The sequence below is a fragment of the Streptomyces sp. NPDC049597 genome (assembly GCF_040675505.1).
Classification (GTDB): Bacteria; Actinomycetota; Actinomycetes; order Streptomycetales; family Streptomycetaceae; genus Streptomyces.
On record NZ_JBFAOY010000024.1, the window covers coordinates 15,273 to 27,343 of the forward strand.

Annotated in this window: 14 protein-coding genes; 10 read left to right on the plus strand and 4 right to left on the minus strand. The window is 70.9% G+C overall.

Annotated features, from left to right (window positions below; genetic code table 11):
- Positions 1–10 precede the first annotated feature (10 nt).
- A complete protein-coding gene (locus AB0K02_RS24580; RefSeq protein WP_365994681.1) occupies positions 11–139 on the plus strand; it encodes a hypothetical protein in 129 nt (42 codons plus the stop codon).
- Positions 140–268: 129 nt separating this feature from the next.
- On the opposite strand, the gene AB0K02_RS24585 is transcribed toward AB0K02_RS24580, so the two are convergent.
- On the minus strand, positions 269–1,498 hold the full coding sequence (locus AB0K02_RS24585; RefSeq protein WP_365994763.1) for a cytochrome P450: 1,230 nt from the start codon (positions 1,496–1,498) through the stop codon (positions 269–271).
- A 130-nt stretch (positions 1,499–1,628) separates the two neighbouring features.
- Here AB0K02_RS24585 and AB0K02_RS24590 point away from each other — a divergent pair, with 130 nt between their 5' ends.
- The 3 genes from AB0K02_RS24590 to AB0K02_RS24600 all read left to right on the plus strand — a co-directional run bounded on the left by AB0K02_RS24590 (position 1,629) and on the right by AB0K02_RS24600 (position 4,308).
- Positions 1,629–2,879 (plus strand): FAD-dependent oxidoreductase, encoded by a 1,251-nt coding sequence (locus AB0K02_RS24590; protein WP_365994764.1) that lies wholly within the window; start codon positions 1,629–1,631, stop codon positions 2,877–2,879.
- 270 nt (positions 2,880–3,149) lie between these two features.
- Positions 3,150–3,605 (plus strand): ion channel, encoded by a 456-nt coding sequence (locus AB0K02_RS24595; RefSeq protein WP_365994682.1) that lies wholly within the window; start codon positions 3,150–3,152, stop codon positions 3,603–3,605.
- A gap of 133 nt (positions 3,606–3,738) precedes the next feature.
- Entirely contained in the window at positions 3,739–4,308 is a 570-nt protein-coding gene (locus AB0K02_RS24600; RefSeq protein ID WP_365994683.1) for a DinB family protein, read from the plus strand.
- A gap of 53 nt (positions 4,309–4,361) precedes the next feature.
- On the opposite strand, the gene AB0K02_RS24605 is transcribed toward AB0K02_RS24600, so the two are convergent.
- Positions 4,362–4,763 (minus strand): ACT domain-containing protein, encoded by a 402-nt coding sequence (locus AB0K02_RS24605; RefSeq protein WP_365994684.1) that lies wholly within the window; start codon positions 4,761–4,763, stop codon positions 4,362–4,364.
- Positions 4,764–4,978: 215 nt separating this feature from the next.
- Between AB0K02_RS24605 and AB0K02_RS24610 the strand changes: the two genes are divergently transcribed.
- The 5 genes from AB0K02_RS24610 (at position 4,979) to AB0K02_RS24630 (ending at position 9,685) form a co-directional block, all read left to right on the plus strand.
- Positions 4,979–5,617 (plus strand): hypothetical protein, encoded by a 639-nt coding sequence (locus AB0K02_RS24610; protein ID WP_365994685.1) that lies wholly within the window; start codon positions 4,979–4,981, stop codon positions 5,615–5,617.
- Positions 5,618–5,723: 106 nt separating this feature from the next.
- Positions 5,724–5,948: a ferredoxin gene (locus tag AB0K02_RS24615; RefSeq protein WP_365994765.1), complete on the plus strand. Its 225-nt coding sequence runs from the start codon at positions 5,724–5,726 to the stop codon at positions 5,946–5,948.
- Positions 5,938–7,329 (plus strand): FAD-dependent oxidoreductase, encoded by a 1,392-nt coding sequence (locus AB0K02_RS24620; protein WP_365994686.1) that lies wholly within the window; start codon positions 5,938–5,940, stop codon positions 7,327–7,329. Before AB0K02_RS24615 ends, AB0K02_RS24620 begins: the two co-directional genes overlap by 11 nt.
- Before the next feature lie 24 nt (positions 7,330–7,353).
- A complete protein-coding gene (locus tag AB0K02_RS24625; protein ID WP_365994687.1) occupies positions 7,354–8,592 on the plus strand; it encodes a cytochrome P450 in 1,239 nt (412 codons plus the stop codon).
- A gap of 184 nt (positions 8,593–8,776) precedes the next feature.
- Complete coding sequence (locus AB0K02_RS24630; RefSeq protein WP_365994688.1) at positions 8,777–9,685, plus strand: hypothetical protein; 909 nt, start codon at positions 8,777–8,779, stop codon at positions 9,683–9,685.
- 111 nt (positions 9,686–9,796) lie between these two features.
- Here the strand turns inward: AB0K02_RS24630 and AB0K02_RS24635 are convergent, their stop codons facing one another.
- Together AB0K02_RS24635 and AB0K02_RS24640 are read right to left on the minus strand one after the other, a co-directional pair.
- Entirely contained in the window at positions 9,797–10,564 is a 768-nt protein-coding gene (locus AB0K02_RS24635) for an NPP1 family protein (protein WP_365994689.1), read from the minus strand.
- Positions 10,565–10,715: 151 nt separating this feature from the next.
- Positions 10,716–11,456, minus strand: coding sequence for an NAD(P)H-binding protein (locus AB0K02_RS24640; protein WP_365994690.1), 741 nt, complete (start codon positions 11,454–11,456; stop codon positions 10,716–10,718).
- Positions 11,457–11,564: 108 nt separating this feature from the next.
- On the opposite strand from AB0K02_RS24640, the gene AB0K02_RS24645 reads away from it, so the two are divergent.
- The gene (locus AB0K02_RS24645) at positions 11,565–12,065 is read left to right on the plus strand and encodes an Rrf2 family transcriptional regulator (protein WP_365994691.1); all 501 of its coding nucleotides are present in this window, start codon (positions 11,565–11,567) and stop codon (positions 12,063–12,065) included.
- Positions 12,066–12,071: the final 6 nt, after the last annotated feature.

The following is a 12,071-nucleotide window of genomic DNA, read 5'->3' on the forward strand; positions in this document are numbered from 1 at the left end:
CCTCTCCGCGATGGCGGCGCTGACCCTGGTCGCGGTGCTGCTCGGCAAGGAGACGAAGCACACCTCCCTGGACGACGACGAGATCCCCGCCGCCGACCCGGACGAGAACCCCGACACCGTCGCCTCCTCGGTCGCCTGACCCGGCCGGCGTCACGCCGCGGCCCCCGTCGCCCTGTTCAGGGCGACGGGGGCCGCGGCGTCTGCGCTCCGCTCCCCAGCATCCCGTGACGGGAACGACCGCGCTGTCGCCCCGGTGAGCGAGCGGTGGTCAGCCCGCCCGGGTGCCCGGGGTGAACGTGACAGGGAGCCGCACCGGACCGCGCAGTCCGCCGGGCCGCCACGTCAGCTCGGCCCGCGGCACGGCCAGGGCGAGGCCGGGGAGGCGGCGCAGCACCGTCCCGATGGCGATCTGGCCCTCCAGCCGGGCGAGCGGCGCCCCCAGGCAGTAGTGGATGCCGTGCCCGAACGCCAGATGGCCGATGTCACGCCGGGTGACGTCCAGCCGGTCGGGGTCGGGGAACCGTGCCGGATCGCGGTCGGCGATCGCGGACGCGATCAGCACGGTCGCGCCGCGTGGGACGCTCACGCCCGCGATCCGGACGTCCTCGCGTGCGAAGCGGGGGATGCCCGGGTTGACCGGGCCGTCGTAGCGGAGGAACTCCTCGATCGCGCCGGGCAGCAGCTCGGGATCGTCCCGCAGCAGCTCCAGCTGGTCGGGGTGAGCGAGGAGCGCGGCGATGCCGCTGCCGATCAGGTTGACCGTCGTGATGTACCCGGCCACGAGCAGCAGGAAGGTCATGGCGATCAGCTCGTCCTCGTTCAGCCGCTGCCCCTCGTCGCGGGCGCTGATCAGCGCGCTGAGGAGGTCGTCCCCTGGCCGGGCGCGCTTGGTCTCCAGGAGCTTCGTCAGGTACGCCCGCATCCGTTGCCAGGCCTCGTTCACGACGGCCGGGTCCGGCATCTTCTCCCCGCGCGCGAGCATGTCGTCGGTCCACCGCTGGAAGTCGTACCGGTCGTCCACCGGTACGCCGAGCATCTCGCTGATCACGGTGACCGGGAGGGGCAGCGCGAAGTCCGCGACGAGTTCGGCCCGGCCGGCCGGCACGACCGCGTCGAGCAGCCGGTCGGTGATCTCCTGGACGCGTGGCCGCAGCTCGGCGACCCTGCGCGCGGTGAACGCCTTCGAGACCAGCCGGCGCAGCCGCGTGTGGTCGGGCGGGTCGGAGCGCAGCATGTTCCGCATCATCGACTCCCGCTCGAACTCGGGCAGCTGCTCCAGGAGCCGGGGGTCCGAGGCGTCACGGACGTCGCTGCTCAGCCTCGGGTCGGACAGGGCGGCGAGCCCGTCCTCGTAGCGCGTGACGAGCCAGGCGTCCAGCCCGCCCGCGACGACGGCGCGCCGGACCGGGCCGTCCTCGCGCAGCTGTCGATAGAGCGGGAAGGGATCCGCCACGAAGGCCGGGTCGGCGTAGGGGAGAAGGACCGGCTGCTGGCTCATCATGCCTCCCGGGCACATAACACCCATATGAGCAGTTTGCTGTTACTTGAGGGTATATACCCAGGTCTGAGCGATTCGTGGAACCTGTGAGCGGAGGCGCGTGATGAAGGCGAAGAACGCGGTGGAGCCGGTGGAGCGGACCACATGCTGCGTGGTGGGCGGTGGTCCTGCCGGAATGGTCCTCGCCCTGCTCCTGGCCCGGGCCGGAGTGGAGGTCACCGTCCTCGAGAAACACGGCGACTTCCTGCGCGACTTCCGCGGCGACACCGTGCACCCGACCACCCTCGCGCTCCTGGACGAGCTCGGCCTCGGTGAACGCTTCGCCGGGCTGCCTCAGCGCCGGGTCACGACGATCCAGCTGCCGCTCGGACACGACCGCTCACTGGTCACCGTCGGAGACATCGGCGCGCTGCGGGGCCCGTACAACTACGTCGCGCTGGTGCCGCAGTGGGACCTGCTCGACCTCCTCGCCGACGAGGCCCGGCGGGAGCCGGCCTTCTCCCTGCGCATGAGCACCGAGGCGACGTCCTTCCTCATGGAACGGGGACGCGTCAGCGGGGTCTCCTATCGCACGCCCGACGGCCGCACCGGCGAGCTGCGGGCCACCCTCACGGTGGCCTGCGACGGCCGGGGCTCGCTGGCCCGCTCGCTGCCCGGCCTGGGGCTGCGGAAGTTCCGCTGCCCGATGGACGCCTGGTGGTTCCGGCTGCCACGGCGCGACGGCGACCCGCACGGGCTGGTGGGGGGCGTCGGCGACCGGTTCCTCAGCGCCATGATCGACCGCGGGGACTACTGGCAGTGCGCCGCACTGATCCCCAAGGGCAACGACGCACGGCTCCGCGCGGCCGGCCTCGACCGGTTCCGGGACGCGTACGGGGCCGCCGTCCCGTGGATCGCGGACCGGATGCACACCCTCGCGTCCTGGGACGAGGTGAAGCTGCTCGACGTACGGCTCGACCGGCTCCGGCGCTGGCACCGGCCGGGGCTGCTGTGCATCGGCGACGCGGCGCACGCCATGTCGCCGGTCTTCGGCATCGGCATCAACCTGGCCGTCCAGGACGCCGTGGCTGCCGCCCGACACCTCGTCGGGCCCCTGGGGGACAACGCGGCCGGCCTGCGAACGGCCGTACGCCGTGTCCAGCGCCGCCGTCTGCCGACCACGGCCGCCACCCAGGGCCTTCAGCGCTTCGCCCACACCCACGTCATCGAACCACTGCTGCTGGGCCGGCCTCCGTTCGGCGATCCGAAGCGCGCCAAGCGCCTGGCCGAGCTGGTCACCACCTCGCACCGGCTGAACCGGGTGCCGGCGTACTTCCTGGCGTACGGGGCCCTGCGCGAACGCCCCCCGGCGGCATCCGTGCGCCGAGCGGGGACGCCCTGAACCGGCCGTCGTCCCGCGGCGACGGCCCTTTCCCGGTTCACCTCGGCCTCGGACATGACGTGAGCCGCTGCTCGTCACGCGCGGCGAACTGCCGCGCCGCGCGGGGCTCGTCGATGGCGGCAACGCGTCGGCAGCTCCTTCGCGCTCCGTCTGGGCATGACGCCGTACCCGGTCGGCCCAGCCGGCCTCTCGACGGGGACCCGAACGCCCCGCCCGGCGTGCCGGGGCACCGGCCCGCATGGACACTGGGCGCGGGCGGAAGGAGTGATCATGCTTCCCGGATTCCTCACCAGGGCGGTCGCCGTGCTGCTCGGCCGGGAAGGACGGTCACTGCACCTGAAGGCGGCGGGTGGCGCGACAGCCGTCCTCGTGCTGGTGATGCTCGGCGGTTCCTGGGCCGTCGTGGCCGCCGAGGAGGGGGCACGCGGGGCGAACCTGACGTCGTACCCGAAGGCGCTGTGGTGGTCGATCGAGACGGCGACCACCGTGGGCTACGGGGACTTCTACCCGGTCACCCTCTGGGGCAGGGTCGTCGGGTCGGTCGTCATGGTCGTCGGAATCACGACGTACGGCATGGTCACGGCCGCACTGGCCACCTGGTTCGTCGGGCGGGAGGAACGGCGGCTCGGCCGCGCGCACCATCTGCGCGACGAAACCGTCCAAGCCCTGCACGACCGATTCGACCGGCTCGAACGCCTGTTGACCAGTGAACGGAACGGCCAGTAGGCGGGGTTCGGCGAAACTCCTGGCCGGTGCGGCAACTCGAGGGCGCCGTGCAGGACCCGGCCGAAAGGGCTGGACGGCTGTGATCGCCGTCCGGGAGAAACACAGTGGCGAAGTGGGGTGGCAGCAGGCCACCATGCAACGCATGAGTGACCAGCCCGCGCGATGGAGCCAGGCAACCGTCCACCCCGACATGTGGGCCGATCCGGACGACGACCCCCGCAACATCAACGGGGTCAGTCCGGAAGGCGAGCTCGCGACGCTGCGGGACTTCCTGTCGGGCTACCGCCTGACGTTGCGGATGAAGTGCGAGGGCCTGGATGCGGAGCAGTTGGCCCGGCGGTCGGTTCCGCCGTCGACGATGTCCCTGCTCGGCCTGCTTCGGCACCTCGCCGAGGTGGAACGGGACTGGCGCAATTGGCTCAGCGACGATGAGCCGCTGCCCAAGCTGTACGGCGCGAAGGACGCGGACTTCCACGGAGCTGTCGCCGAGCAGGCCGTGGTCGACGCCGCGTACGTCGATCTGGAGCGCGAGCAGGCAGCGACCGACGCGGCGCTGGCCGAGCACCCGGATCTGGGCGAGCGTGTCGGGAAGGACAAGATCTCGATTCGGGAGCTGATGGTGCACATGGTCGACGAATACGCCCGTCACTGCGGCCACGCCGACCTGCTGCGGGAGTGTGTCGACGGCCGGGTGGGCCAGTAGCGAGAGCCGGGCGCCACACCGGCGACACCGGCCGCCGGTGTGACGCGAACGCCTCAGACTGACCGTCGCGCGAGATCCTCCAGCACCGCGACCGCCTGAGAGGCCCGCTCGTACGGCACGAACAGATGGTCGTGGTGGAAACCGGCGACAACATTGCAACTCAGCCCGGAATCGGCGAGTTCTCGCGCCACGGCGGCGGTCAGACCGACCGCCTCGAGCGCCGAGTGGACCCGCAGCGTGATCCAGCCCGCCACGTACTCGTACGCCACTCCCGCCGCGTCGGCCTCCTCCTGCGACAGGACCAGCGTCAGGCCCTCCCGTTCGGCGACCGTGACGACCGGGGTCACGCCGGGCGGGACGACACCGTCGTCGACCGTGGCGAACACGTAACGGCCCGCGTTCAGTTCAGGGCGCATCCCAGCCAGCAGCTTCTGCAGATCACTCTCACCAGCCATGATCGACAGCCTACGCGCACGTCGTGGCCTGCGAGGGGCGACAACAGCCGGCGGGACGCCACCCCGGGCGGGGCTGAGCCGGCGGAGTCCTGTGAAGGCTGCCGGGTGGCACCGTCCATGGGCTGAAGCGGGACTCTTCCGGGCCGCCCCGGTGGCGCGGATCCCCGGATCGCTGCTGTCTGGACGAAGGACGTCCGGACAGAGAGCGAGGGACCATGGACCACAAGCACGAGCGCCTCGGGACACCCCGGGCCGCCGGGATCGCCGGGGTCGTGTTCGCACTGCTGATGGCCGCGGCGATCGTCCTGGTGCGCATCGCGCTCCCCCAGGGAGCCGGCGGGGACGACGTCGCCGTCGATGCCGGGCAGCGGAGCGCTGTGCAGACGGCGCTGGCGCTGCTCCCGTTCGCGGGGATCGCCTTCCTGTGGTTCATGGGAGCCCTGCGCGAGCAGGCCGGCGACGACGAGGACCGGTTCGTGTCCACCGTGTTCCTGGGCAGCGGCCTCGTCTTCGTCGCCACGCTGTTCGCCAGTGCCGCGGCGGCTGGGACCGTGCTGGACGAGAGCCAGCAGCACACCCCGTTCGGCCGCCACTTCGCCTACACCCTGCTGACCACGTACGCGATGCGGATGGCGGCCGTGTTCATCTTCACGACCTCGGCCATCGGCCGCCGCCTCGGCGTCTTCCCCCGCCCGCTCGTCGTCCTCGGCTACGTGACGGGCCTGATCCTGCTCGTCGCGGGAGCGGACCTGCCCTGGTGCGAACTGGTCTTCCCGGCCTGGGCGCTGATCGTCGGCCTGTACATCCTGTCGGGCCGGCACCCCGCCGGCCCCCGGCCGGCCGCTCCGGCCTGACCGGCCACAGCGCTCACCCGAACGGTCCGGCCCTCGTCGCCGTATCCGCTCGGGCCGCAGAGGGTGGTCGCAGGGGCCCGGACGATCGGAGAGGACCGTTCCCTTGGTGAAGCTTGTCGTCGACCTGAACCACTGTCAGGGGTACATGCAGTGCGCGTTTCTCGCCCCCGACGTCTTCGCGATGCACGGCGAGGAGGGGCTGCTGTACACCCCGGAGACCGACGAGGAACAGCGCGACAAAGTGGCACAGGCCGCTGCGGCCTGTCCCGTCCAGGCCATCCTCGTGGACGCGGTGGACGCACCGGCCGAGGCGGTGTCCGGTGAACGGTGACGGATGGCTGGAAAGGCTCAAACGCGAGGGCCGCATCGTCGTCGTCGGGGCCTCGCTGGCGGGCCTTCGCGCCGCGGAGACCCTCCGCGACGAGGGCTTCGCCGGTTCCCTGACGATGATCGGTGACGAGCCGTACGAGCCGTACGACCGGCCCCCGCTGTCCAAGCAGGTGCTGCTGGGCATGGCCACCGCGGACCGCACCGCACTGCCCAGGCGCCGTGCGCTGGACGCGACATGGCGGCTCGGCGTCCCGGCCACCGGCCTGGACATGGCCGCCAAGCGGGTGAGGCTCGCCGACGGCGACGAGGTGCCGTACGACCGGCTGCTGATCGCCACCGGCGTGCGGGCACGGCCGTGGCCGCGCGAGGCCGAGGCGGAACTCGACGGCGTCTTCGTGCTGCGGACCCGCGACGACGGCGCCGCACTCGCACGGCGGCTCGCCGAGGGCCCCAAGCGGGTCTTCGTCATCGGCGCCGGATTCACCGGCTCGGAGATCGCCTCCGCCTGCCGCGAACGCGGCCTCGCCGTCACCGTCGCGGAACGCGGCGCGGCGCCCCTGGTCGGCGCCCTCGGCGGGGTGGTCGGCGCGGTCGCCGCCGACCTCCAGCGCAAGCACGGCGTCGACCTGCGCTGCGGGGTCATGGTGACCGCGTTGGAGGGCGACGCCTCGGGACGGGTGCGCGCCGCGCACCTGTCCGACGGCTCCACCGTCGAGACCGACGTGGTGGTCGTCTCGCTCGGTGCCACCCGCAACACCGAATGGCTCGCCGGCTCCGGTCTGGGCGCCGGGCCCCGCGGCATCGCCTGCGACGCCGGCTGCCGTGCCTTCGACATCCGCGGAATCGTGACCGACGACATCTTCGTCGCCGGCGACGTCGCCCGCTCCCCGCACGCCCTGTTCGGCTACCAGTTCCTGTCGCTGGAGCACTGGGGCAACGCCGTCTCGCAGGCCAGGACCGCGGCCCACAACATGCTCAGCGAGAGCACCGACCGCATCCCCCACATGTGGGTGCCGGCCTTCTGGTCCTCCCAGTTCGGCGTGAACATCAAGTCCGTCGGTGTGCCGTCGCTCGGGACCGAGATCGTCATCGCCCAGGGCACGCTGGAGGATCACCGGTTCGTCGGCGTCTACGGGTACCAGGGACGTGTCATCGGCGCGGTCGCCTTCGACCACGCCCGATGGCTGCCGTTCTACCAGGAACAGATCGAGACCACCGCACCGTTCCCGCCGCCGTTCCCCACGGTGGACCGGCGCGCGGACGGACAGCGGCCGATGGACGCCGACTTCCCCGACCCGTCGATCCCCACCCACGGCCCCACTGTGACCCTCAGCGGATACTCACCGGCCGACCGCCGGATGACGTTCACCCCCGCGCACTGACCCGCACGGCCACGAGGACCCGCCATGACGCCATCCCTGCTGCACCAGATCCTTGACTACGCCAACCGCCCCGATCCGTACCCGATCTACGAGGAGCTGCGCAAGACACCGGTCCACCACGAAGCCGACGGGCCGTACGTCGTCAGCACCTACTACGAGATCCGCAGCCTGCTGCACGACCCCCGCATCAGCTCCGACGCCCGCAATCTGGCCTCGGCCGCCCACGACCCGCTGGCCGAGTCGGCCCAGGAAGAGGAAAGCGCCCTGCCACCGGGCTTCCTGCGGCTCGACCCGCCGGAACACGACCGGCTGCGGCGCATGACCAACCGGCCCTTCGGCCCGCCGCACTCCCCCCGCCGGGTCGACGGGATGCGCCAGGAACTGCACGACATCGTCTCGGGCCTCATCGACGGCATCGGGGACCCCGGCCGGATCGACCTGGTCGACCAGTTCTCCTACCCCTTCCCCGTGACGGTGATCTGCCGGCTGCTCGGGGTGCCGCGCGAGGACGAGGCACGCTTCCACGGCTGGGCGGACACCATCGCCGCGAGTCTGGACCCCGATCCTGACGCGGACCCCAAGGAGCGGGGCAAGGTCTCGCACGACGCCCGTATGCAACTGGGCATGTACCTGGCCGGCCTGATCGAGGAGCGCCGCAAGAACCCCAGGGACGACATGCTCTCCGAGCTGGCCACGGCCCAGGGCCCGGACGGCACGATGACCACGATGGAACTGCTCAGCACCGCCGCGCTGTTGCTGATCGCGGGGCACGAGACCACCGTCAACCTCGTCACCAACGGAATGCTGACCCTGCTGCGCAACCCCGACGTCCTGCAACGGCTGCGGACCGACCCACGACTCGCCGTGCCCATCGTCGAGGAACTGCTCCGCTTCGAACCGCCGGTACAGCTGGTGCCGCAGCGCACCACCGTCGCGGACATCGAGATCAACGGCACCACCATCCCCAAGGGCGCCTCCCTGTGGCTGGTCCTGGCAGCCGGCAATCGCGACCCCCAGCGCTTCGAGAACCCCGACCGCTTCGACCCGGACCGCAAGGACATCCAGCACCTCGGCCTGGGCAGCGGCATCCACAGCTGCTTCGGCGCACCACTCGCCCGGCTCGAAGCGCAACTCGCCCTGTCCGAACTCGCCCGCAGACTCGAGAACCCGCGCCTGCTGGAGGACCCGCCCCCCTACCGGTACAACGCCGTACTCCGCGGGCCGCGACACCTGCCCATCGCCTGCGACGGAATCCGCCCCTGACGCCTTCCTCTCGCGGCATGCACTGCCCTGCCCCACCCACGCTCGAGAGGGAAAGCGCTGCTCCTGCGGTCTGGGCTGTCCGGGACAGCCCAGATCCGTCCCGGACACGGAAACAGCCTGGTCGGAGCGTGGACTCTGCGGAACAGTCGACGACTGTCAGAGTCCACGACCGACAGGAGTTCACATGAGACTCCGTTCATCCCTCACGACCTGCACGGTGAGCGCCGTTCTCCTGCTCACGGCGACCACCGCGGCCGGCGCTGTCACTCCCTCCGATGCCACCACCGCCGGACAGGCGGCGACCGGGGCCTCAGCGCCTCCCCGGGAGAACAGCACGTCGCGGCCGGTCTTCTTCATCAAGGGGTACACGCCCGGCGACAAGTGCGGCGACAAGTGGAAATCCGCCGCCAAGCTGTTCAACAAGTCGAAGTGGAAGGGCGAGTTGCACCGCGTCGGGTTCTACAAGACGGACGACGCGGGGTGCGACGTGCGGATCGACCCCGAGGGAGAAGGCACCGCCGACACGTCCCTGAAGGATCTGGGGCGTGAGCTCGCGTGGCAGATCCACCGGAGGTACTCCTCCAAGGGGCAGACCGTCGACTTGGTCGGCCACTCCATGGGCGGGCTCATCGCCCGTGCCGCGGTGGCCGGATACGAACAGGGCGACCCGACCTGGCCGGACACGCTGTTCGTGGAGGACGTCGTCACTCTGGGCACCCCGCACAAGGGCGTACGGGCGGCCCACTGTGTCATCAACCGTCAGTGCCAGGAGATGTACCCGAACAGCAAGTTCCGGCGCTGGCTCGGACCGAGGCTCCCCCAGGCGCAGGGGGGAACGGACTGGACCCTTGTCGGCTCGAACGCCGACTGGGGTGTCAGTGCGGGGAACGCCGCGCCGGCGGACGTCTGGGCGCAGCACCTGGTGCGCTACTCGGAGCGGTCGAACCTCGACCACGCGGATCTGCGCACCCGCAGGACGGGCGTGTATCCGCTCCGGTACACCAACAACGGCGGCGCCTGGGGATCCCTGCAACGCGGCGCCGCACCGCTGCGGGCAGCCATGAACGCCCTGTACTGGCACAGGCAATGGTGAACCTCTCCCCCGCTGCGCGGTCCGGCGCGGTCGGGCATTCGTGACACGACGGGCAGTCCCGGCGACCTGACCTGGTTGCCGGGGCTCTCCGTCGTGCCGTGCCGGGCGTCATCAGGCGTTGGGGTCGAACGCGATCCCGGCCGGCTTGGCCTTCGCGAGGTGGTGGGCGAAGGTGCCGTCCTTCAGGCCGAATACGGCACTTCCGAAATCGGCCTGGCTCAACTTCTCGCGGATGCCCGTGGGGTAGCCGTTCCAGCCGACCAGGCTCGGGAACTGCCAGCTGCGGTGATGGTTCTCGGGAGGCTCGTCGTTGGCGTTCGCGCGACGGAAGCAGTGCGTGCTCACGCCGTCCTTGTGGTACACGACCTTCGGGTGCGTGCCGTCCCACAGGATCCGGTCACGGCTGTGGACGGCGAAACTGCCGTGGGCCGAGGTGGACACGTACTGCGCCTGATTGTTCTGCACCCAGACCACCACATGCTCCCAGTCGTGGCGGTGCCCGCCGAGCCCGATGCCGGGTACGGCCTGGTCCTTCTCGAAGTAGAGGCTGTACATGATCGCGCACCAGCCGTTGTTGCACTTGTACCGCGCATATCCGTTGGTGCTGCCGAGATCCCATGAGTCGCGGCACTGGCCGCTCAGGGCACCGGACGGTTTGAGGCCGCCGTTGACGGACCCGTCCGGGCCGATGGCGGGAGTGGGGTAGCAGCCGTCCCTGTCGTAGTCGTAGGCGGGTTGGAACGTCTGCTCCAGCCCGTCCGCGTTGGGGGGTAATGCCGTGGGCGGGGCGGCGAGAGCGGTGCCCGGCGAGGCGATCAGCAGCGCGATGGAGCTGCCGAGGACGAATGCCGCCCTTCGGATCCGTGAACTCGTCTTCACTCATCCTCCTGGTCGACGACGGGCTTGGGCATGGCTGTCTTGACATGCCCATCTCAGATTCATTCGAACCGTGAGATGCCCGGCGCCGACCGGAGCCGGAGTGATGAGGGTGGTTCGCGGCGGGAGCCTTGGCCGCCCAGCCGGAGGTCGGCTAGCGAGAGATGCCGAGCCAGTCCTTGTAGTGGGTGGGGGCCAGGCGCGCGTCGGGCCCTGCGACGAGAACGTCACCGTCGACGGCGGCGAACATGCCCGCTTGCTCGTCGGTGACCACGGTGCGGATGTCCTGCCGGGTCGACAGCGTGAGGCGACCGAGCTCGTCCAGGGGAAGGACATCGGGGCCGGCGACCTCGATCACGCCCTGGAGCGGCGAGGCGGTGGCGACGTCGGCGAGGGCGTCGACCACATCGGCTGCCGCGATGGGCTGGATGCGCGTGGAGGGCAGCCGGACCGTGTGGTCATCGGCTGTCCAGGACATGACCGCCTCCATGAACTCGAAGAACTGGGTTGCGCGCACGATCGAGTACGCCGTGGGCCCGTGGCGCAGCAGGTCCTCCTGGAGCGTCTTCGCGCGGTAGTAGTCCAGCCGCGGCACCTCGTCGACACCCACGATCGAGAGGACGACCTGATGGCGAACGCCGGCGCGCTCGCCCGCGGCCAGCAGGTGCCCCATGGTGGTGCGGAAGAAGGCCGGGGACGCCTCGTCGAACGTGGGTGAGTTCGTGACGTTGACGACCGTGTCCGCACCTTCGAGCGCCTGGTCGAGCCCCGCGCCGGTGAGCAGGTCGACTCCCGTCGACAGGGACGAGGCGACCACCTCGTGCCCGGCGTCGCGGAGTGCGGAGACGAGCCGGGAACCGATCAGTCCGGTGCCGCCGATGACCGTGATCTTCATGATCCTGCCCTTCCGTGAGCCGAGTGCGGCCGCCCGCCCGCAAACTCGGATATCTGATGTCCGGGATACTACTCGGATAGGATGTGTCCGAGTCAAGTGGGAGGGCACATGAAACTGTCCGGCGGCGTGGAGTGGGCGTTGCACTGCTGTGTGGTGCTGACGGCGGCAAGCGCACCGGTCCCGGCTGCCCGGCTGGCGCAGCTGCACGACGTCTCGCCCAGCTACCTCGCCAAGCAGATGCAGGCCCTGTCGCGGGCGGGCCTCGTGAAGTCCGTCCAGGGCAAGACGGGCGGATACGTGCTGACCCGGGCTGCCGCCGAGATCACGGTCCTGGACGTGGTGCAGGCGGTCGACGGGGCGAGCCCCGCGTTCGTGTGCACCGAGATCCGCCAGCGGGGTCCGCTCGGGACGCCGCCCCAGGACTGTGCGAAGCCGTGCCCCATCGCCCGCGCGATGGCTGCCGCCGATGCCGCCTGGCGAGCGTCGCTGCAGGAGGTCTCGATCGCCGATCTTGTCGGCTCGGTGGAGCAGGACAGCGGGCCCCGGGCTCTGCCGCGCATCGGCGCGTGGCTCGACCCGGGGAACGACGCCGACGGCTCCGACCGCTGAGGGACG